Here is a 19,774-nt window from a genome sequence, read left to right on the forward strand (position 1 = left end):
TCCATTCATGTCCACCGACGGCCGACGACTAGGGGTGTGCGGTGTTCGAGCCAGGTGACGGTCCCGGCATACCAGCGCTTGGCCGGCATCGGTCGGCCGGCGGCTACCGCCGGATGGTCGGTGTCCACCGGGCCCCCGGCGCCGGTGGCCCCTCCCGCGGTTACCTGCTCACCGTCGCGCTGCTGGCCGGCACAGCGTCGATGCCCATCCTCGCCGCGATCAGCGCGGGCTCGGCCACCCCGGGCAGCACCGCCCTACCGGACAGCAGCACCCCGTTCATGCCGACCCCGTCCGTCGGGCCGGTGGTGATTCCCATGCCGATGACCAGCCAACCACCGCTTCCCCCGCTCGGCACGCCCAGCGTCGACCCGACCAGCGGATGGCTGCCGGCCGCCCCGTCACGTCCACGGGAAGGGCCCGCCGCCGATCCCGGGCCCGCCCGCTGGACGACAGCCCCGCCGGTGGCACCGAGACCCACGCGGAGCACCTCGCCGCCGGCACCCCCACCCGTCGTTCCGCCGCCGTCGACCGGCCCCGACCCGACCGATCCGCCGGACCCGGACCCGACCGACCCCGACCCGACCGACTCGCCGGACCCGGACCCCACCGACTCGCCGGACCCCGACCCCACCGACTCGCCGGACCCGGACCCGACCGGCTCGGCCGACCCCGATCCGACCCCGACCCTGACGGTGGACCCGACGCCCACACTGGACCCGACGCTGGGGCCGACACCCACGCCTACCGACGACGCGACAGCGACCGCCGTGCCGACCAGCACCCGGTCCGTACCGGCCCCCACACCCACGCCGCCCGCGGTACCGACCCGCCGACCCAGCCCGGCGATCCCGTCGCCGTCGGCCGTCGCCTCGACGCAAAGCGTCAGCCCGGCGCCACTGGCCGGACCGACCTACGGTGCGGTGTCGCCGACGGTACGGTGACGATCAGGCGCGGCCCGTCCGGCGACGGCGGCGCTCGGCGGTAGGCGCGTACCGGAGGGGGTGGCGTGGGCGGCGGTGCGGAACCCCGCCCGGTCACCATCCGGCCCGGCCCGGGGCTGCGGATCGCCCGGCTGGTCACCGAGGTGACCGCCCCGGCGGTGCTCGTGTCGCTGCTGATCATCACGGTGAGTTGGCACAGCGCCAGCCGCCCCGGTCAGGGCCTCGTCTGGGGTCTGCTCGCCACTCTGTTCGTCACCGGCATCCCGTTCGCCTACATCGTCGGCGGGGTACGCCGTGGCCGGCTCACCGACCACCACGTCGGCCGCCGGGAGCAGCGCCGGGCGCCGCTGCTGGTCGGCCTCGGCTCGGTAGCGGCGGGGCTCGCCCTGCTCGCCGTGCTCGGCGCGCCCCGCCCGGTGTTGGCACTGGCGGTGTCCGGCCTCGTCGGCCTCGTCGTCGCCGTGTCGGTCAGCCACTGGTGGAAGATGTCGATCCACTCGGCGGTGGCCGCCGGCACGCTGGTCATCCTGATGCTGACCTTCGGGACCCGGCTGATCGTCGCCGCACCGCTGCTGGCGGTGGTCGGCTGGTCCCGGGTACGGCTGAGAGACCACACTGTGGCGCAGGTGCTGACCGGAGGTGCCCTCGGTGCCCTGATCGCCGCGGTGATCTTCGGCCCGCTGCGCTAGCCCGACCAGGGGCCGGCGGCGTGCCGGTCGGCCCTGGCGGACGATGCCGGCCGGGCCCAGGGCGGGCGGCATGGAGCCGCCCACCCTCAGGCGCCGTCAGGCGCCGTCGTCGGCGAGGCGGTGGCGGTTCGCCTCGATCCACGCGTCCAGCGCGGCCGGGTCGTCCGGGTCCACCCCGTCGGCCATCAGCTGCGCCACCGCGGCGGTGGCAGCGCTGCGCCGCTCACCTGTCGAGTAGAGGCGGGCAAACTCCGGCACCATCTCCTCGATCGCCTCGTCGGTGCGCGTCGCCGCCGCCTCGGGCAGCCCGCGCTGGCGCGACGCGTACCGCGCCCAGGCCCGCAGCACCCGGGGGAGCATCGCCGCGTCGTCCATGTCCAGCACGGCCCGGCGGTGCACCCAGTCGAGGAGGAAGAGCCCGGACACCGCGGGACTCCAGCGCATCGGATCGGCGTCCGGGAAGCTCGCCGAGTGGTCCAGCAGCAGGCTCAGGCAGAAGTGCAGGGAGGCCAGCTCCGGGCCGTCCACGGCGTCCAGCCCGAAGCGGGCGGCCTCCGGCGCGGCGAGGAACCGCCGGACCAGGTCGGTGCGCTCGGCAGCGGAGAGCGGCTCGACCTCCGCCGGACCGGTCGGGTCGGCCGCGGTGGGCAGCATCGCCAGCCGGGCCCCGACCAACGCTCGGTCGGTGGCGAGTGACCCCTCGCCGGGCAACTCGCCCAGGTCATCGGTGACCGCCAGATGGCGGGCCACCTCGCCCCGGAACCGGGCTGGATCTTCGGTACGGAACCAGGTCAGCTCGTCGTCGGCGCACATCTGCCGGACCTGGTCCAGGATCCGTTCGGCCGGCCCGCCCACGAAGATGTCCTTGGTGATCCCGATGTTGTGGTCCACCAGGGCCACCAGCGCGTGCTCCGAGCCGCCGGACTCGTCGTCGTAGGCGAAGGTCGCGAGGTAGGAGGTCTGGTCGCCGTACACGTCGCCGTACGCCCAGGTGCCGGTGAGGTGCACCCGGCCGAGCTGGGCCGTCCAGGTGGGCGCCTGGCTGCCCGGGCGCACCCGATCGGTGCCCTCGGCGGTCGGGACGAGCGTGGCGAAGACCTGCCGGATGGTGGTCGCCGCCGCGATCCTGCGGCGGGCGGTGGCGGCGAGAAAGCCGGTGACGAACTCCCGTACGGCTGCGTCGCGGTCGGACTCCGCGATCGCGTAGACACTGCCCAGCAGGGCGCTGCCGAGCATTTCGGCGTCGAGGGCGGACTCCAGCTTGGTCACGTCGCGTGCGGCGTGCAGCACCGCGTCGTAGGGGGTCTGAGGCGTGGCCATGCTCCGACCCTACGCCGCCCGGGGCGTACGCAGAGCGGTAGCGAGCCGTGCGGAGCGTCAGCGGCGTGCGGCGTCCCGCAGCGCGTCGCGTGCCTGCGCGTACGAGCCGAGCACGATCCGTACCGGTGTCAGCACGTACTCGTCGCCCACCTGGGCGACCCGCGCCGTCAGCCGCTGGTCGGCGCGGGCCCTGGCGCGCCGGGCGGCCCAGCGCACCACCGGGCGGGTCAGCGCCGCCACCAGCAGTCCGGCCAGCAGGCCGCCGAGCAGCAGGACGGTCGGCAGCGGCACCTGGCCGACCATCGGGTTGTCCAGCGCGGGCAGGCCGAGCGCCCGCAGCGCGTAGCCGAGCACCAGCCAGCCCAGCCCGACCACGGCGGCGAGGGTGACCAACCACTGCACACCGCCGACGACCCGCCACCACAGCGGGCGACGGTCGAGGCCGAGATCCGTGCCGGCGATCGTGCGATCCAGGGCGTCCGGCAGGTCGCCGAGGCGGGACCGGGCGGCGGAGGTCACCGCGCCGGGCCAGGCGGCGGGCAGGTCGGCTGCGGCCCGGTCGGCCACCGCGCGGATGGCGAGGCCGAGCGCCGAGCGCTGGGCGGCCGTCGGGTCCGGTACCGAGGTGGCCGCCACCAGGCTCTCCGCCGGGTCGGCCTGGTCACCGGTCGGGCCGGGCAGGTGCAGCCGACGTAGCGGGTCGGGGCGTAACCGTCGCCAGCCCCGGACCACGGGCCAGCCGGTGGCCGCGCCGGCCCGGTGTCGGTACGCCCGCTCCACGGCCTCGGTCACCGCTGGCACCCCGGCCGCCCCGGCCAGCGCCCGGTTCAGCCCCTTGACGGCGGTGTCGTCCGGCCCGTCCGCGGGCCGGGCCGAACCGACCAGCTCGTCCAAGCCGGCGACGACCGTGTCGACGTCACCCGCGAGCCGGCGCAACGCCGCCTGCCGCTCGGCGACGGTGCGCTCCAGCGCGTCGCGCAGCCCGACCATCCCGGCCGGATCGAGGGCGGTGGTGGCCAGCAGGGGCACCCCGGTCAGCCCGTCGGTGTCGAGCAGCCGACGCAGGTCGTCCAGGACCCGGGGCACCTCGGCCGGGGGCAGCCGGTCGGCCTGGTTGAGCACGACCACTGTGACGTCGCGGTGCCTGTGGAACTCGCGCAGGTAGCTGTCGTGGATGACCCGGTCGGCGTACTTCTGCGGGTCGACCACCCAGACCACCTGGTCGACCAGGCCGAGCAGTCGGTCCACCTCGAGGCGGTGAGATCGCTGCACCGAGTCGAAGTCGGGCAGGTCGAGCAGGATCAGCCCGTGCAGGGCAGTCTCGTCGTCCGCGTCCAGGGCGCTCTCCCGGACGAATCGGTGTCGGGGCAGTACGCCGATCCAGTCGAGCAGATGGTTGGCGCCCTCCAGGGCCCCCCACACGCAGGCGTGGGTGACGCCGGTGGTCGGCCGGCGGACCCCGACCGGCGAGAGTTCCAGTTGGGCCAACGCGTTGAAGAGGCTGGACTTGCCGCTGCCCGTGGCGCCGGCCAGGGCGACCACCGTGTGGTCCCGGGACAGCGCGAGCCGGGTGCCGGCCCGCTCGACAAGCGTGTGCGCGGGCACCAGGTCGGAGTCCGGCAGCAGACCGTCCACGGCGGTCAGGAACCGGCGTACCGCGTCCAGGCGGGCGATCAGCGCGTCGGCGTCGACCCGCTGGTCCCCGCGGAACACCTCGCGTACCCGGCCGGCGATGTTGCTCACCGGGAACCCTCCTCGTCGGCGGCGGACAGGCCACTGCGGTGCCGGGCCAGCTCGACCCGGCCGGCGGCCCGGCGCAGCCCGTCGCCGGCGTCCTCGGCGGGGCGGGCGTCGGCGGTGCGACTCAGGAAGCGGTCGGCCTCCGCGTCGAGCAGCGTCCGCACCCGGTCCAGCAGGTCGGCGCGGGCCTTGGCGGCAAGGGTACGCACCGCCTGGTCGCCGAAGATCGCCTGGAGGACGGCCTGTGCGGCGACAGTGGTGCCAGCCCCGGTGGCCAGCTCCAGCCCGGTCGGGATGAACGCGGTGGAGGCGAAGACGGCGATCATCACGGCCAGCCCGGTGGCGTTCACCGCGTACGCGGCGGTGCGGGCCACGAACCGCTTGTCGCCGCCCTCGACCCGGACCAGTTCCAGCACTCCGCGCTGCCAGTCCCGGACCATGCGCTCGGCGCGCTCGGGTAGGTCCGCGCTCGGGTGGGCGAGCGCCGGGTCGAGCAGCCCGGCGCCGGCCGGGTGTGCCTTCCACCCGGTGTACGCGGACTCGGCGGCCTCCGAGGCCACCCCGCGTAGCAGCGTCACCAGTTGGGACTCGATGGCGTTGCGCAGCTCGGCGGCGGGCGCGGGTCGGCCGGTGACGGCGGCCACGACCCGGTCCCGGAGGCGGCCGATCCGTGCCTCCAGCGTGCGGAACAGCTCGCCGGTGCCGACGAACTCCTGCCAGCGGGCGAGCACCTCACCCCGGAGCAGCCGGCCGTCCTGGAGCCCCTGCTCGACGGTGCGCTCGGCCCCCCGGTACGCGGCCCGGACCCGTTCGTCCAGCCCGTCGGCGGCGGCGAGCTGCTCGTCGGCGGCGTCGGCCAGATCCTCCACTGCGGGGTGGAGTGCGGCCAGCGCCCCGTCGAGGGTCTGGCGAACCACCGCCGCCCGCGCGTCCACGTCGGCGGCCAACCGGGCGAACCAGTCGGCCAGTGGGGCGGTGACTCCCTCGGGCAGCAGCCCCTGACCGTCGACCCAGGTCTCGGGCAACACGAACAGCGGTGCCCGGCCGAGGTCCTGCTCGGCGAGCATCTCGGTCAGGTGCGCGGCGATCTCGTCGGTGGCCTCGGCGGGCACCCGGTCCAGCACCATGGCGATCACCGCGCCGCGCGCCCGGGCACTGCGCAGCAGCTCCCAGGGCACCGCGTCGGCGTACCGGGCGGCGGTGGTGACGAAGAGCCACAGGTCGGCGGCGGCCAGCAGTTGGGTGGCGAGCGCCCGGTTGGCGTCGACGACCGAGTCGATGTCGGGCGCGTCGAGGAAGGCCAGCCCGGCGGGCAGGGCCGGGGCGGTGACGAGGTGCAGGGCGCGTGGATCGTCGCTCGGCTCGGTGGTGCGGGTCAGCCCGGGCAGGAGGTCACCCTGCCGGAACCAGGCCGCGTCGGACGGGTTGCAGACCAGCACCGGGGAGCGGGTGGTCGGCCGGAGCACGCCGGCGGCGCTGACCCGGGCCTTGACCAGGCTGTTGACCAGGGTCGACTTACCCGCGCCGGTGGAGCCGCCGACCACCACGAGCAGTGGGGCGTCCAACCGGGCGAGCCGGGGCAGCAGGTAGTCGTCGAGTTGGTCGGTGAGTGCTGTGGCGCTGTGCCGGGCGGAGTTGGCGGAGGGCAGCGCGAGGGGATACCGGGTCGCGCCGATCGCCTCCCGGAGGCCCGACAGTGCGCCGGGGAGGCTGTCGTCCCCGGTGGTGGCGGGCGGCTCCTCCGCGGCGTCCGGCGGGTCGGTACGGGCTGCGACGGCGGGCGCACCGGAACGGGTGGCGGGATCGCCGTGCGTCGTCACCGCTAAAGCGTGCCCGACCGATGCAAGGGAAGACAACCGGACGGTAATAACGGCTGGGTTGCGTCGGGTTGACTCAAGTCAACTTGACGATTGGCCAACGCGTGGCACTATTGAGTCAAGTTCACTCAACTTGTGGTGGGGCCCGCTGCGAGCGGTGCTCGCCAGCAGCCCACGGGCGATGCCCGTCACCTGCACAACCTTATGAAGCGAGGAAGCGAAGATGGCACGTGCGGTCGGTATCGACCTCGGCACGACGAACTCCTGCGTCAGCGTTCTCGAGGGCGGTGAGCCCACCGTCATCGCCAACGCTGAGGGGTCGCGGACGACTCCTTCGATCGTCGCGTTCGCCCGTAACGGCGAGGTGCTCGTCGGTGAGGTCGCCAAGCGCCAAGCGGTGACCAACCCGGACCGGACGATCCGGTCGGTCAAGCGCGAGGTCGGCACGAACTGGTCCGTCGACATCGACGGCAAGAAGTACACCCCGCAGGAGATCTCGGCCCGGACGCTGATGAAGCTCAAGCGGGACGCCGAGGCGTACCTGGGTGAGCAGATCACCGACGCGGTGATCACCGTTCCGGCCTACTTCAACGACAGCCAGCGCCAGGCCACCAAGGAGGCCGGCGAGATCGCCGGCTTCAACGTGCTGCGGATCGTCAACGAGCCGACCGCCGCCGCCCTGGCGTACGGGCTGGACAAGGGCTCCAAGGAGCAGACCGTCCTGGTCTTCGACCTCGGCGGTGGCACCTTCGACGTGTCGCTGCTGGAGTTGGCCGAGGGCGTCGTCGAGGTCAAGTCGACCAGCGGTGACAACCAGCTCGGTGGCGACGACTGGGACCAGCGGATCATCGACCACCTGGTCAAGACGTTCCGCGGTGAGCACGGCATCGACCTGGCTCAGGACAAGATGGCCCTCCAGCGGCTCCGCGAGGCAGCCGAGAAGGCCAAGATCGAGCTGTCCGCCGCCACCACCACCAACATCAACCTGCCGTACATCACCGCTGGCGCGGCCGGCCCGCTGCACCTCGACGTGACGCTCAGCCGCGCCGAGTTCCAGCGGATGACGCAGGACCTGCTGGACCGTTGCAAGGGCCCGTTCGAGCAGGCCGTGAAGGACGCGGGGATCAAGATCTCCGACGTCGAGCACGTCATCCTGGTCGGCGGTTCGACCCGGATGCCCGCCGTGACCGACCTGGTCAAGCAGCTCACCGGTCGCGACCCCAACAAGGGCGTCAACCCGGACGAGGTGGTCGCCGTCGGCGCCGCCCTCCAGGCCGGTGTGCTCAAGGGTGAGGTCAAGGACGTCCTGCTGCTCGACGTGACCCCGCTCAGCCTGGGCATCGAGACCAAGGGCGGCATCTTCACCAAGCTGATCGAGCGCAACACCACCATCCCGACCAAGCGTTCCGAGGTCTTCACCACGGCTGACGACAACCAGCCGTCGGTGCTGATCCAGGTGTTCCAGGGTGAGCGGGAGATCGCGGCGTACAACAAGAAGCTCGGCACCTTCGAGCTGACCGGCCTTCCGCCGGCGCCGCGCGGTGTGCCGCAGATCGAGGTCGCCTTCGACATCGACGCCAACGGCATCGTCAACGTGCACGCCAAGGACCTGGGCACCGGCAAGGAACAGAAGATGACGATCACCGGCGGCTCCTCGCTGCCGAAGGACGACATCGAGCGGATGCGCCGGGACGCCGAGGAGCACGCGGAGGAGGACAAGCGCCGCCGCGACGACGCCGAGACCCGCAACGTGGCCGAGGCGCTCCAGTGGCAGACCGAGAAGTTCCTCGCCGAGAGCGGCGACAAGCTGCCCGGTGAGAACCGCGAGCAGCTCAACGAGGCGCTCGGCGAGCTGCGTGGCGCCCTCGGCGGCCAGGACATCGAGAAGATCAAGTCGGCGCACGAGAAGCTGGCTCAGGTCTCCCAGCAGGCCGGTTCGCTGCTCTACTCGCAGCAGGCCGAGCAGGGTCAGCAGCCGGGTGGCGAGCCCGGACCGGGTGCGACCGGTGCGACCGGTGCGACCGGCACGCAGGCCGGCGGCGCCGACGACGTGGTCGACGCGGAAATCGTGGACGAGGACGGCAAGAAGTGACCATCGGCCTCCGACACGTTTGCACGGCGAAGGGGATGAGGTAGCCGCATGACGCAGAAGCCACGAGCCGCCGACCCGGGCGACACCGGGTCGACGCCGGGTGGCTCCGCGACCACGGAGCCGACCGGCGACGGGGAGCGGGTCGTCATCCGCAACAACCGCAAGCTCGTCGACACCGCCGAGCCGGAGGGGACCGCCGCCGACGCGGAGACCGGTGTTCCGGCCGAGGGTCTGGTCGAGGACGCCGAGGTAGTGGTCGACGAGATCGAGGTCGAGGTCAACTCCACCGACGGGCCGGAGCCGTCCGGTCCGCCGGTGGTGGACGCCCCGGCGCAGCCGGTGGACGGCGGCGGCACGGGCACCTCGCTCGGCGCCGAGCTGGAGGCGCTCCGGGCCGAGCTCGACGAGCGGACCAAGGACCTGCAGCGGGTGTCGGCGGAGTACGCCAACTACCGCAAGCGGGTCGACCGCGACCGCAGCCTCGTCCAGGAGCAGGCGACCGGTTCGGTGCTGGCCGCGCTGCTGCCGATCCTGGACGACCTGGACCGGGCCCGGGAACACGGCGACCTGGTCGGGCCGTTCGGCACTGTGGCGGAACAACTCACCACAGCGCTGGGCAAGTTCGGCCTGAACGCCTTCGGCGAGCAGGGCGACCCGTTCGATCCGACCCGGCACGAGGCGGTCGCGCACCAGACCTCGGCCGACGTCAGCGAGCCGACCTGCGTACAGGTCATGCGACGCGGCTACCAGCTCGGTGAGCGGCTGTTGCGCCCCGCGCTGGTCGCGGTCGCGGATCCGAAATAGTGCCAGACAGTGACCGAGCTGTCCCGCCCACCGCTCAGCGGTGGGCGGGACGGCCGGGCCACCAGGGTCGGAAGGAGGTGGACCGGTGAGTTCGAAGGACTGGATCGAGAAGGACTTCTACGCCGTGCTCGGCGTGGACAAGGCCGCCTCCGCGGATGACATCAAGAAGGCGTACCGCAAGGTGGCCCGGGAGTCGCACCCGGACCACAACCCGGGCGACCCGAAGGCCGAGGAGCGGTTCAAGGCCGCGTCCGAGGCGTACAACGTGCTGTCGGACAGCGGCCGCCGTCGCGAGTACGACGAGATGCGTTCGCTCTTCGGCTCGGGCGCGTTCCGGCGCAACGCCCGGGGTGGGGGTCAGCCGGGCGGCATGCCGTTCGACGTCTCCGACATGTTCGGCGGCGGCGGAGGCGGAGGCGGCGATCGTCGCTTCGGCGGCGCCGGCTTCCAGGACCTCTTCAGCTCGATCTTCAGTGGTGGTCAGGCCGGTGGGCAGGCCGCACCACACGGTCCGGCCCGTGGCCGGGACGTGGAGACCGAGGTGGCGCTGGACTTCGGCGACGCGGTGCGCGGGGTGACGCTGCCCCTGACGCTGCGCGCGCCGGGAGTCTGCGACACCTGCCACGGCAACGGGGCCAAGCCCGGCACCCAGCCGCGTACCTGCCCGGTCTGTCACGGTGCCGGCGTGACCACCCGCAACCAGGGGTCGTTCAGCTTCTCCGAGCCGTGCCGCAACTGCCAGGGCGTCGGCACAGTGGTCGAGGAGAAGTGCCCGGAGTGCCACGGCAGCGGCGGTGTCACCAAGACCCGCACCATGAACGTGCGCTTCCCGGCCGGTGTGGCCGACGGTCAACGCATCCGGCTGGCCGGGCGTGGCGAGCCGGGCGAGCGCGGTGGCCCGGCTGGTGACCTCTTCGTGCACGTCAAGGTCCGGCCGGACGAGCTGTTCGGGCGTACCGGGGACGACCTGACGCTGACCGTGCCGGTCACCTTCGCGGAGGCCGTGCTCGGCACGGACCTGCGGGTGCCCACGCTCGACGGTGCGATGACCTTGCGGGTGCCGCCGGGAACGCCGAGCGGGCGGGTGCTGCGGGCTCGCGGCAAGGGCGTGGTCCGTCGCGACGGCCAGGCCGGTGACCTGCTGGTCACGCTGGACGTGGTGGTGCCGGCCCGGTTGTCGGACGAGGCGCGTACGGCGCTGGAGTCGTTCGCCGAGCAGACCCCGCCGGCGGCCCGGGAACATCTCGACGCACGGGTGCGTCGAGTCAGTTAGTCCGGTGGAATGGACGCGGAGGTGAGCGGGATGTCGGGCGAGTTCCTCGGTTCGGGCGACCCTGCCTACGAGGCCAAGGTGCTGATGATCTCGGTAGCGGCACGGATGGCGGGGATGCACCCGCAGACCCTGCGCCAGTACGACCGACTGGGGCTGGTGCAGCCCGGCCGGGCCGCTGGTGGCGGGCGTCGCTACAGCGTCCGCGACGTGGTGCTGCTGCGCGAGGTGCAGCGGCTCAGCCAGGACGACGGGATCAACCTGGCCGGCGTCAAGCGGATCATCGGGCTGGAGCGGCTGCTGGAGCAGGCGCAGCAGCGGGTGGCTCGGCTGGAGGCGGAGCTGGACGCCGCGTACCGCCGGGTGGCGGAGCTGGAGTCGTTGGCCCGCTTCCCGGGCCGGGATCTGGTGCCGACCAACCGCACGTCCACAGCGCTGGTGGTGTGGCGCCCCCGCCGGACGCCCGATCGCTGACCTGCCGCTCACCCGGATCTGTCTTCTCGGCCCGGACCGCGCTGGATTCCCGGCGCGGTCCGGGCCGCTTCAGTTAGCCTGTCGATAAGGGTCCAATCGGCTTAATCTGGACCTACCGGCATGGCGAGGGGGAGCGATGGCGGAATCGGCGAAGAAGGTGGCCCAGCAGACCGAGGACCGGTTGGAGAACCTGGCCGAGACCGTCCGCAAGAAGTTCGACAAGGTGACCGAGGGGACCTACCGGGACCGGATCATCGCGGGCCGGTTCGCCGAAGACGGCGACCACGCCGGCGAACGGGGCCGAGCCGAGACGGAACGCAAGCAGGACTGACCGGTGACCGACGTGCGGGCCGGGACCCACGGGGGGTCCCGGCCCGTTCGCCGCGTCGGGGTCGGGGCCCGTTCGCCGTCGGAGTGCGGGCCGGACGTCGGGACGCCGCCCTCGGCCCGGGGTGGGTGGCCAGCCGACGCGTAGGTCCTTTCGAGCTGAATCGTTTGCGACATCAGCTCCAAAGGGCCGCGAACAGCACAGCACCCAGCCACCGCGGGCGAGGGAGCCACCTGAGTCGTCTCAGCCGAGGCGGCGGTTTTCGCGGACCAGGCCGCCCTCGCACCAGTCCCGGTAGACGAAGAGGTCCGGTCGGGCCAACAGCACCCGGCCGTTGTGCGCCCAGACCTTCATCAGTTCGTCGCCGTCACGCTCGGCCTGTTCGACGAGCTTGCGGAAGCGGCGCTTCGGGTGGGCGCGGAAGTTCGTCCGGATGCCGTCGGCCGCGTAGATGTAGAGGCAGTGCAGCGCGAACCGCCGGGCCGGGCAGCTTGGATCCATCGCCAACTCGAAGAGCGTCAACACCAGCCGGTCGCCGGAGACCAGCAGGTCCCAGTCGGGTGGCATCGAGGCCAACGGCACCGAATCGGGCTTGTACGCCCAGGCTCGCAACTCCGCCGGAGTCGGATCGACGGGGTTGGCGAAGCCGTGGAACGTCGACTCCTGCACGCTCACCGGCCAACCTTCCGCTCTCGCCCGCGTTTGGCAACGCTGCCTGCGGACCCTGGCTGCTGGGGCGAAACGGTAACCCGCCGTCGGGTGCTGCGGTAGTACCCGCGAGGAGCAATTCCGCAACCGTTGGCACGGGCGGGTCCGTTGCATCGACAGCGCAGCCGATGACGCTCCTATGACAATCCACGTTAGACGGTTACGGCGGGGTGCCGAGGCCGACTTCGTCGAGGGGCTGGAGTGGCTTTTCGCGAGGATCTCGCCGTGCACCCCGAGTGGCGCTCCCGGGGTGTCGGCTCCCGCCTCCTGGCGGCGGCCAGGGCGTGGGCGCACGACAAGGGTGCCGACTATGTCTTCCTGGAGTCCGGCCTCGCCCGGACCGAGGCGCACCGCTTCTACCTCCGCGAGGGTGCGACGCACGCCGCCGCGGCGTTCAGGTGGATCTCAGTGCAGTGAGTCGGCGACCGGGATCGGCTCCCGCCGTTGGGCCGCCGCGCGGTTGCGCAGCCACCGCTTGAACCACGGGTAGTCCGGCAGCCGGGCCAGGATCGGCCCGGTCACCACGGTGATCAGGACGTACGTCGCGGCCAGCGCCGCCAACCGCGGCTCGACACTCCCAGCGGCCACCGCGAGCCCGGCGATGACGATGGAGAACTCACCTCGGGGTACGAGTGCCAGGCCGGTCCGCCATCGACCGGGTTCCGCGATGCCGACCCGGCGGGCGGCCAGGTAGCCGGTGAGCGTCTTCGTCGCCATGGTGACCACTGCCAACGCGAGCGCCGGCAGCAGCACCGGGGGGATGTCCTGCGGGTCGGTGGTCAGGCCGAAGAAGACGAAGAACACAGCGGCGAACAGGTCCCGCAGCGGCGAGAGCAATTCGGTGGCGTGGTGCGCCACCGGGCCGGAGAGCGCGATGCCGACCAGGAACGCGCCGACCGCCGCCGACACCTTGAGCGACGCGGCGAGGCCCGCGATCAGCAATGTCAGACCGAGTACGCCGAGCAGCAGCGCCTCCGGGTCCTTCACCGACAGGGCGGACGAGATCAGGTGGCCGTACCGGATGGCGACCACCAGCACGATCAGCACAGTGCCCACCGCGATGGTGAGCGCGATTCCGCCGCCGAGCAGGCCGGTGCCGGCCAGTACGGCGGTGACGAGCGGCAGGTAGAGGGCCATTGCCAGGTCCTCGATGACCAGCACCGAGAGGATCACCGGGGTTTCCCGGTTACCGAGCCGGCCCAGGTCGGCGAGGACCTTGGCGATCACCCCGGAGGAGGACACCCAGGTGATGCCGCCGAGTACCAGGGCGGCGACCCAGTCCCAGCCGAGCAGCAGGGCGAACCCCGCGCCGGGTAGCGCGTTGAGGACGCCGTCGATCAGCCCGGCCGGTGCCGCCGAGCGCAGGTTGCCGACGAGTTCGTTGGCTGAATACTCCAGCCCGAGCATCACCAGCAGAAGGATGACGCCGATCTCGGCGCCGACCGCGAAGAACTCCTCGCTGGCGTCCAGCGGCAGCAGCCCGCCGTGCCCGAACGCGAGCCCGGCGAGCAGGTAGAGGGGAATGGGAGAGAGGCCGAATCGCCGGCTGAGCCGGCTGAGAAGCCCAAGCAGCAGCAGCAGCGCACCGACTTCGATGAGCAGCGTGGTGAAATCGTGCATCCGCCTCAGCCGTCCGGGTCACTGTCGGCGAGGATGGCGGAAACGCCGTCGAGACCTCTACGGGTCCCGACAACGACCACCACGTCGCCGGCCGCGAAGCGGAAGGAGGGGAGTGGCGAAACGATCACTTCGCCTTCACGCAGTACAGCCACGATGGAGGCGCTGGTGCGGGTACGCGCCTTGGTGTCGCCGAGCTTCCGGTTGACGTACGGGGAGCCGGCCGTGATGGCGATCTGCTCGGTGAGCAGACCGGCGGCCTGCTCCCGGAGCCCGGAGAGCTGGCCGAGCATCAGCGACGCGCCGAGGATGTCGGCGAGAGCCTCAGCCTCGTCGTCGGTCAGCGGGATGTCCGACTGGCAGGCGTCCGGGTCGTCGGGATCGTAGAGAACGAGATCACGGCGGCCATTGCGGTGGGAAACGACGCCCAGGCGGCGTCCGGACTCCGTCACCAGATCGTGACGTACCCCGATCCCGGGTAAGGCGGTCTGCTCGACACGTACTCGCACAGTCCAAGGCTACCGCTTCGTGAACAGAACGCAGATCTTGGAGGGACAGCCCTCCTCGGATCAAGCGGTCGGTGCCCGCGCCGGCAGAGCGGGCGCGGGCACCTGGGCACGTCGGGGTCAGCGGAGGCTGGCGAAGAACTCGCGGATGTCGGTGACCAGCACCTCGGGGGCCTGGTGGGCCGCGTAGTGACCGCCGACGTCGCCCCGGCCGTCGACGTCGGTCTCGTACGCCGTCCACCGGACGATGTTCGAGTGGTCCCGTTCGGCGAAGCGGCGGATGGACTGGAAGTCGCCGGGGAACATGGCCAGCGCGGTCGGAGCGGTGGTCGGCTCGGTCGGCGGCTCGCCGGCGTGCGCGTCCTCCCAGTAGAGCCGGATCGCCGAGGCGGCAGTGCCGGTGAACCAGTAGAGCGCGATGTTGGCCAGCACGAAGTCGGCGTCCAGGCTCTCGTCGAAGAGCTGGGCGTTCCAGGCGAGCAGCCCCACCGGCGAGTCGGCCAGCGCGAACGCCAGGGTCTGCGGCTGCTGACTGTGCACCTGGTTGAAGGAGAACTTGTTCTCGTAGAACCACTGGAGGTGCCCGAGCGCCGCCTGGTCCGCCTCGGAGAGCCCGGCGAACTCGGCCGGGTCGCCGGAGGGGAACGAGAAGAGTTGGGTGACGTGTACGCCGAGCACCCGCTCCGGGGCGATCCGGCCCAACTCCGGCGCGATCATCGAGCCGGCGTCGTTGCCGACCGCGCCGTAGCTGTCGTACCCCAGGCGGTCCATCAGCTCGGCCCAGGCGCGGGCGATGCGGAACCGGTTCCAGCCGGCGCCGTGGGTCGGGCCGGAGAACCCGAAGCCGGGCAGCGACGGGACGACCACGTGGAAGGCCGGCGCGTCCCTGTCGGTCGGCTCGGTGAGCGGGGCGATCACGTCCAGGTACTCCAGCACCGAGCCGGGCCAGCCGTGGGTGAGCACCAGCGCTGTGGCGTCCGGCCGGGACGATCGGACGTGCAGGAAGTGGATCCGCTCGCCGTCGATCTCGGTGACGAACTGCGGGTGAGCGTTCAGGCGGGCCTCGACGGCGCGCCAGTCGAACCCGCCCCGCCACCGGTCGACGAGGGCGCGTACCCGGTCGGTGCTCATCCCGTACGAGTCGCCGGCACCGGGCAGTTCGGCGGGCCAGAGGGTGCGGCCCAGCCGGGTGGCCAGGTCGTCGAGGGCGGTCTGCGGGATCTCGACGCGGAACGGACTGATCGCGGTGGCGCTCATGCGGGAACTCCTTCGGAACGGAATGTTTCGTTCTGCAATCACCATAGCAGAGCGGAACGATCCGTTCCACTGTTAGGCTGGGGGCATGTCAACGACTTCCGGCAAGACGCTGGGCGGTCGCCGTGCCCAGGCCGCCCGCAACGACGAGGTCATCCTCGAAGCCGCCCGCGCCGTCTTCCTCGACGACCCGAAGGCCCCGATCGCCGCCGTCGCGGAGCGCGCGGGCGTCGGCATCAGCGCCCTCTACCGGCGGTACGCGGGAAAGGAAGACCTGCTGCGCCAGCTCTGCCACGACGGGCTGCGCCGGTACGTCGCGGAGGCCGAGACCGCCCTCGACGAGCCGGACGACTGGGCCGCGTTCACCGGATTCCTGGCCCGGGTGGTCGACGCCGACGTGCACTCGCTCACCGTCCACCTGGCCGGCACCTTCACCCCGACCGAGGAGATGGGCCGGGACGCGATGCGCGCCGGTGAGTTGGCGACAGCTCTGGTCGACCGAGCCCACGCCAGCGGGCGGCTGCGCCCGGACGCTGTCGTACACGATCTGGGGTTGTTGTTGGAGGCGTGCGCGGCGGTCCGCGTACCCGATCCGGAGCGGACCCGCCAACTGCGCCGCCGGCAGCTCGCGGTCCTGCTGGCCGGTTTGTCGTCGGCACCGGGAGCGGACCCGCTGCCCGGCCCGCCGCCGGCGGCCGGCGAGTTCGACTGGCGGTGGCGGCGCCGGGAGTGATGGCCGTCACGCGCTAAGGTTGAGCGGAATACGCTCAACTCTGGTTGTGTCCAACCCAATGGACAACGCCGATCCGGGGGAGCCCATGAACACCGAAAGACTCACCACCAAGAGCCGCGAAACCATCACGGGCGCTGTCGCCCTGGCCAACCAGCGTGGTCACGCCACGGTGGAGCCCTGGCACCTGCTCCTGTCACTCCTGGACACCGACGGCTCGACCGCCACCGGCCTGCTGCGCGCCGTCGGGGCAGACCCGACCGAGCTGCGCCAGGCCGCCCAGCGCGCCGTCGACAACCTGCCGGCCGCGCGCGGCTCCAGCATCGCCGAGCCGACGTTGGCTCGGGAGTTCGTCAACGCCATCGGCGCCGCCGAGCAGATCGCCCGGCCGCTGGGCGACGAGTACACCTCCACCGAGCACCTGCTCGCCGGCCTGGCCCGGGTGGGCGGGGCGGTGTCCGGCGCGCTGAAGACCGCCGGTGCCACCGAGGAGGCCCTGGTCGCCGCCTTCCCGACCGTTCGCGGTGGGGACCGTCGGGTCACCACCGCCGACCCGGAGCAGACCTACCAGGCCCTCACCAAGTACGGCGTCGACCTGACCGCCAGTGCCCGGGACGGCAAGATCGACCCGGTCATCGGCCGGGACTCCGAGATCCGTCGGGTCATCCAGGTGCTCTCCCGGCGTACCAAGAACAACCCGGTGCTGATCGGCGAGCCCGGCGTCGGCAAGACCGCGATCGTCGAGGGTCTGGCCCAGCGGATCGTCACCGGCGACGTGCCCGAGTCGCTGCGCGACAAGAAGCTGATCTCGCTGGACCTCGGCGCGATGGTCGCCGGCGCCCAGTACCGCGGCCAGTTCGAGGAACGGCTGAAGTCCGTCCTGGAGGAGATCAAGAACTCCAACGGGCAGGTCATCACGTTCCTCGACGAACTGCACACGGTCGTCGGCGCCGGCAAGGGCGAAGGCTCGATGGACGCCGGCAACATGCTCAAGCCGATGCTGGCCCGTGGCGAGCTGCGGATGGTGGGCGCCACCACGCTGGACGAGTACCGCGAGCACATCGAGAAGGACCCGGCGCTGGAGCGCCGCTTCCAGCCGGTGCTCGTCGGTGAGCCGACCATCGAGGACACCATCGGCATCCTGCGTGGGCTCAAGGAGCGCTACGAGGTGCACCACGGCGTACGGATCACCGACGCCGCGCTGGTGGCCGCCGCGACGCTGTCCGACCGTTACATCACCGACCGGTTCCTGCCCGACAAGGCGATCGACCTGGTCGACGAGTCCGCGTCCCGGCTCCGGATGGAGATCGATTCGCGTCCGGTCGAGGTGGACGAGATCGAGCGGGCGGTCCGCCGGCTGGAGATCGAGGAGATGGCCCTGGCCAAGGAGCCGGACGCCGCCTCGGCCGAGCGGTTGGAGCGGCTCCGCAAGGAGTTGGCCGACAAGCGCGAGCAGCTCACAGTGCTCTCCGAGCGCTGGCAGACGGAGAAGAGCCACATCACCAAGCTCTCCACCGCCAAGGAGGAGTTGGAACGCCTCGGCGGCGAGGCCGAGCGGGCCGAGCGGGACGGCGAGCTGGAACGCGCCGCCGAGCTGCGCTACGGCCGGATCCCCGCCCTGAAGGTCGAGCTGAAGCAGGCCGCGGAGGAACTGGCCCAGCTCCAGGCCGACGGCGCGATGCTCAAGGAGGAGGTCGGCGCGGACGACATCGCCGCGGTGGTCGCCTCCTGGACCGGCATCCCCGCCGGCCGCCTGCTGGAGGGTGAGACGGCCAAGCTGCTGCGGATGGAAGAGTCGCTGGGCGGCCGGGTGGTCGGCCAGACCGAGGCGGTCGGCGCGGTCTCCGACGCGGTACGCCGCGCCCGGGCCGGTATCGCCGACCCGGATCGCCCGACCGGCAGCTTCCTCTTCCTCGGCCCCACCGGCGTCGGCAAGACCGAGCTGGCCAAGGCCCTCGCCGAGTTCCTCTTCGACGACGAGCGGGCCATGGTCCGCATCGACATGAGCGAGTACGGCGAGAAGCACTCGGTCGCTCGCCTGGTCGGTGCCCCGCCCGGCTACGTCGGTTACAACGAGGGTGGTCAGCTCACCGAGGCGGTGCGCCGACGGCCGTACTCGGTGGTGCTGCTGGACGAGGTGGAGAAGGCCCACCCGGACGTCTTCGACGTGCTGCTCCAGGTGCTCGACGACGGCCGGCTCACCGACGGCCAGGGCCGCACCGTGGACTTCCGTAACGCGATCCTGATCCTCACGTCCAACCTCGGGTCGTCGGTGATCAGCGACCTGACGCTCGCCGACGAGCAGCGCCGGGAGGGCGTGCTGGCCGTGGTCCGGTCGCACTTCAAGCCGGAGTTCCTCAACCGGCTGGACGACATAGTGGTCTTCGCCTCGCTGCGCGGGGACGACCTGCGCTCCATCGTCGACATCCAGTTGAACCGAATGCGGCGGCGGTTGGCCGATCGCCGGCTGGGTCTGGAGATCACCGATGCCGCCCGGGACTGGCTGGCCGAGCACGGCTACGACCCGATCTACGGTGCGCGACCGCTCCGTCGCCTGGTCCAGACCGCAATCGGAGACCAACTGGCGAAGGCCCTCCTGTCCGGCCAGATCCGCGACGGCGAAACGGTGAAGGTGGACCGCGCCACCGAAACCAACACCCTCTCCGTCACCGCCGCCTGATCCGTCGCACCCGGGCCGACCCCGCCTCGCGGGCGGGGTCGGCCCGACCCGTCTCTCCGCCCCGACGGCACCCCACCGGAACGCTCCGTAGCTGCCGTATCACCAGACGACGATGAGTTTCTCCAGGTGCGCGGGGTTGTTACCGTTCCCGCCGACGCACTTGGGGAGGTGGTCGGCATGAACGGTCCCGTGGCGTACCTGGTGACGACGCTGGGGTGTCTGATCGGAGTCGCCGGGGTCGTGGTGGCGGTGGTGGCGGTGCGCAAGGGCCGCAAGGCCGCCCGACCGGCGGCACCCGCAGACCCGTTCCGGGACACCGACAGCGACGCGCTCCGCGGCGACCCGCGCCGGCTCAAGCCCGGCGACATCGTCGAGATCCGCCGGGTGTCGTACGCGGTCCGAGGCTCGGTGCATCTGAACGAGGGCGGCTGGAGCTGGGCGGAGCACCTGCTGGACACCGTCGAGGGCGACAAGCGCTGGCTCTCCGTGGAGGAGGACCCGGACCTGGAGCTGGTGCTCTGGACCGCCGAGCCGGCCGCGACGATCACCCCCGGTGGGTCCACCCTCGACTTCGCCGGCCGCCGCTACGCCTTGGAAGAGTCCGGTCAGGCCCGCTTCACCGCCACCGGCAGCACCGGCCTCGACCCCAGTGGCACCCTTCGATACCACGACTACCGGGCACAGGGCGGCGAACGGCTCTCCTTCGAGGCGTACGGCCAGGCCGGCTGGGAGGTCTCCCTGGGCGAGCAGCTGCACCGCGCCGACGTGATGGTGTACCCACAGGCCGGGCCGGAGGCCAGCTGA

The 19,774-nt window shown here is 72.0% G+C and carries 17 protein-coding genes and 1 pseudogene; 11 read left to right on the top strand and 7 right to left on the bottom strand.

Features of this window, described 5'->3' with window-relative positions; genetic code table 11:
• Positions 1-41: 41 nt before the first annotated feature.
• Positions 42-941 carry a hypothetical protein gene (locus NIE111_RS16505; protein WP_238685244.1) on the top strand — a complete coding sequence of 300 codons (900 nt, stop codon included), beginning with the start codon at positions 42-44 and terminating at the stop codon, positions 939-941.
• Positions 942-1,006: 65 nt separating this feature from the next.
• The gene (locus NIE111_RS16510; protein ID WP_238685245.1) at positions 1,007-1,630 is read left to right on the top strand and encodes a phosphatase PAP2 family protein; all 624 of its coding nucleotides are present in this window, start codon (positions 1,007-1,009) and stop codon (positions 1,628-1,630) included.
• Between the two features lie 96 nt (positions 1,631-1,726).
• Here NIE111_RS16510 and NIE111_RS16515 read toward each other — a convergent pair whose 3' ends face one another.
• From NIE111_RS16515 to NIE111_RS16525, 3 genes are read right to left on the bottom strand one after another with little or no spacing between them, the layout of a single operon-like run.
• Positions 1,727-2,950, bottom strand: coding sequence for a hypothetical protein (locus NIE111_RS16515; RefSeq protein ID WP_238685246.1), 1,224 nt, complete (start codon positions 2,948-2,950; stop codon positions 1,727-1,729).
• A gap of 57 nt (positions 2,951-3,007) precedes the next feature.
• Positions 3,008-4,693, bottom strand: a complete 1,686-nt coding sequence (locus NIE111_RS16520) for a GTPase (RefSeq protein WP_238685247.1) — start codon at positions 4,691-4,693, stop codon at positions 3,008-3,010.
• Positions 4,690-6,510, bottom strand: a complete 1,821-nt coding sequence (locus NIE111_RS16525; protein WP_238685248.1) for a GTPase domain-containing protein — start codon at positions 6,508-6,510, stop codon at positions 4,690-4,692. The genes NIE111_RS16520 and NIE111_RS16525 overlap by 4 nt, the downstream gene beginning before the upstream one ends.
• A gap of 220 nt (positions 6,511-6,730) precedes the next feature.
• Between NIE111_RS16525 and dnaK the strand changes: the two genes are divergently transcribed.
• The 5 genes from dnaK to NIE111_RS16550 all read left to right on the top strand — a co-directional run bounded on the left by dnaK (position 6,731) and on the right by NIE111_RS16550 (position 11,478).
• A complete protein-coding gene (gene dnaK, locus NIE111_RS16530; protein WP_238685249.1) occupies positions 6,731-8,599 on the top strand; it encodes a molecular chaperone DnaK in 1,869 nt (622 codons plus the stop codon).
• 48 nt (positions 8,600-8,647) lie between these two features.
• Positions 8,648-9,403: a nucleotide exchange factor GrpE gene (grpE, locus tag NIE111_RS16535; RefSeq protein ID WP_238685250.1), complete on the top strand. Its 756-nt coding sequence runs from the start codon at positions 8,648-8,650 to the stop codon at positions 9,401-9,403.
• Positions 9,404-9,488: 85 nt separating this feature from the next.
• Positions 9,489-10,676: a molecular chaperone DnaJ gene (gene dnaJ / locus NIE111_RS16540; RefSeq protein ID WP_238685251.1), complete on the top strand. Its 1,188-nt coding sequence runs from the start codon at positions 9,489-9,491 to the stop codon at positions 10,674-10,676.
• A 30-nt stretch (positions 10,677-10,706) separates the two neighbouring features.
• A complete protein-coding gene (locus NIE111_RS16545; protein ID WP_030332087.1) occupies positions 10,707-11,147 on the top strand; it encodes a heat shock protein transcriptional repressor HspR in 441 nt (146 codons plus the stop codon).
• Positions 11,148-11,283: 136 nt separating this feature from the next.
• Positions 11,284-11,478 carry a hypothetical protein gene (locus NIE111_RS16550; protein ID WP_238685252.1) on the top strand — a complete coding sequence of 65 codons (195 nt, stop codon included), beginning with the start codon at positions 11,284-11,286 and terminating at the stop codon, positions 11,476-11,478.
• A 240-nt stretch (positions 11,479-11,718) separates the two neighbouring features.
• On the opposite strand, the gene NIE111_RS16555 is transcribed toward NIE111_RS16550, so the two are convergent.
• Positions 11,719-12,150, bottom strand: a complete 432-nt coding sequence (locus NIE111_RS16555) for a hypothetical protein (protein ID WP_238685253.1) — start codon at positions 12,148-12,150, stop codon at positions 11,719-11,721.
• Positions 12,151-12,369: 219 nt separating this feature from the next.
• On the opposite strand from NIE111_RS16555, the pseudogene NIE111_RS16560 reads away from it, so the two are divergent.
• Positions 12,370-12,600: pseudogene (locus NIE111_RS16560) on the top strand (GNAT family N-acetyltransferase); the annotation flags it as partial.
• Here the strand turns inward: NIE111_RS16560 and NIE111_RS16565 are convergent.
• The 3 genes from NIE111_RS16565 to NIE111_RS16575 all read right to left on the bottom strand — a co-directional run bounded on the left by NIE111_RS16565 (position 12,589) and on the right by NIE111_RS16575 (position 15,563).
• Positions 12,589-13,803 (bottom strand): cation:proton antiporter, encoded by a 1,215-nt coding sequence (locus NIE111_RS16565; protein ID WP_238685255.1) that lies wholly within the window; start codon positions 13,801-13,803, stop codon positions 12,589-12,591. The pseudogene NIE111_RS16560 and the gene NIE111_RS16565 overlap by 12 nt on opposite strands.
• A gap of 5 nt (positions 13,804-13,808) precedes the next feature.
• Positions 13,809-14,309 (bottom strand): cation:proton antiporter regulatory subunit, encoded by a 501-nt coding sequence (locus NIE111_RS16570; protein ID WP_030332098.1) that lies wholly within the window; start codon positions 14,307-14,309, stop codon positions 13,809-13,811.
• Between the two features lie 117 nt (positions 14,310-14,426).
• On the bottom strand, positions 14,427-15,563 hold the full coding sequence (locus NIE111_RS16575) for an epoxide hydrolase family protein (protein ID WP_238685256.1): 1,137 nt from the start codon (positions 15,561-15,563) through the stop codon (positions 14,427-14,429).
• Between the two features lie 85 nt (positions 15,564-15,648).
• Here NIE111_RS16575 and NIE111_RS16580 point away from each other — a divergent pair, with 85 nt between their 5' ends.
• The 3 genes from NIE111_RS16580 (at position 15,649) to NIE111_RS16590 (ending at position 19,774) form a co-directional block, all read left to right on the top strand.
• Positions 15,649-16,293, top strand: coding sequence for a TetR/AcrR family transcriptional regulator (locus NIE111_RS16580; RefSeq protein ID WP_238685257.1), 645 nt, complete (start codon positions 15,649-15,651; stop codon positions 16,291-16,293).
• 85 nt (positions 16,294-16,378) lie between these two features.
• The gene (gene clpB, locus NIE111_RS16585) at positions 16,379-18,970 is read left to right on the top strand and encodes an ATP-dependent chaperone ClpB (protein WP_112621231.1); all 2,592 of its coding nucleotides are present in this window, start codon (positions 16,379-16,381) and stop codon (positions 18,968-18,970) included.
• A 177-nt stretch (positions 18,971-19,147) separates the two neighbouring features.
• Complete coding sequence (locus NIE111_RS16590; protein WP_238685258.1) at positions 19,148-19,774, top strand: DUF4178 domain-containing protein; 627 nt, start codon at positions 19,148-19,150, stop codon at positions 19,772-19,774.

Source organism: Micromonospora hortensis (assembly GCF_022230935.1).
GTDB classification, from domain to species: domain Bacteria; phylum Actinomycetota; class Actinomycetes; order Mycobacteriales; family Micromonosporaceae; genus Micromonospora; species Micromonospora hortensis.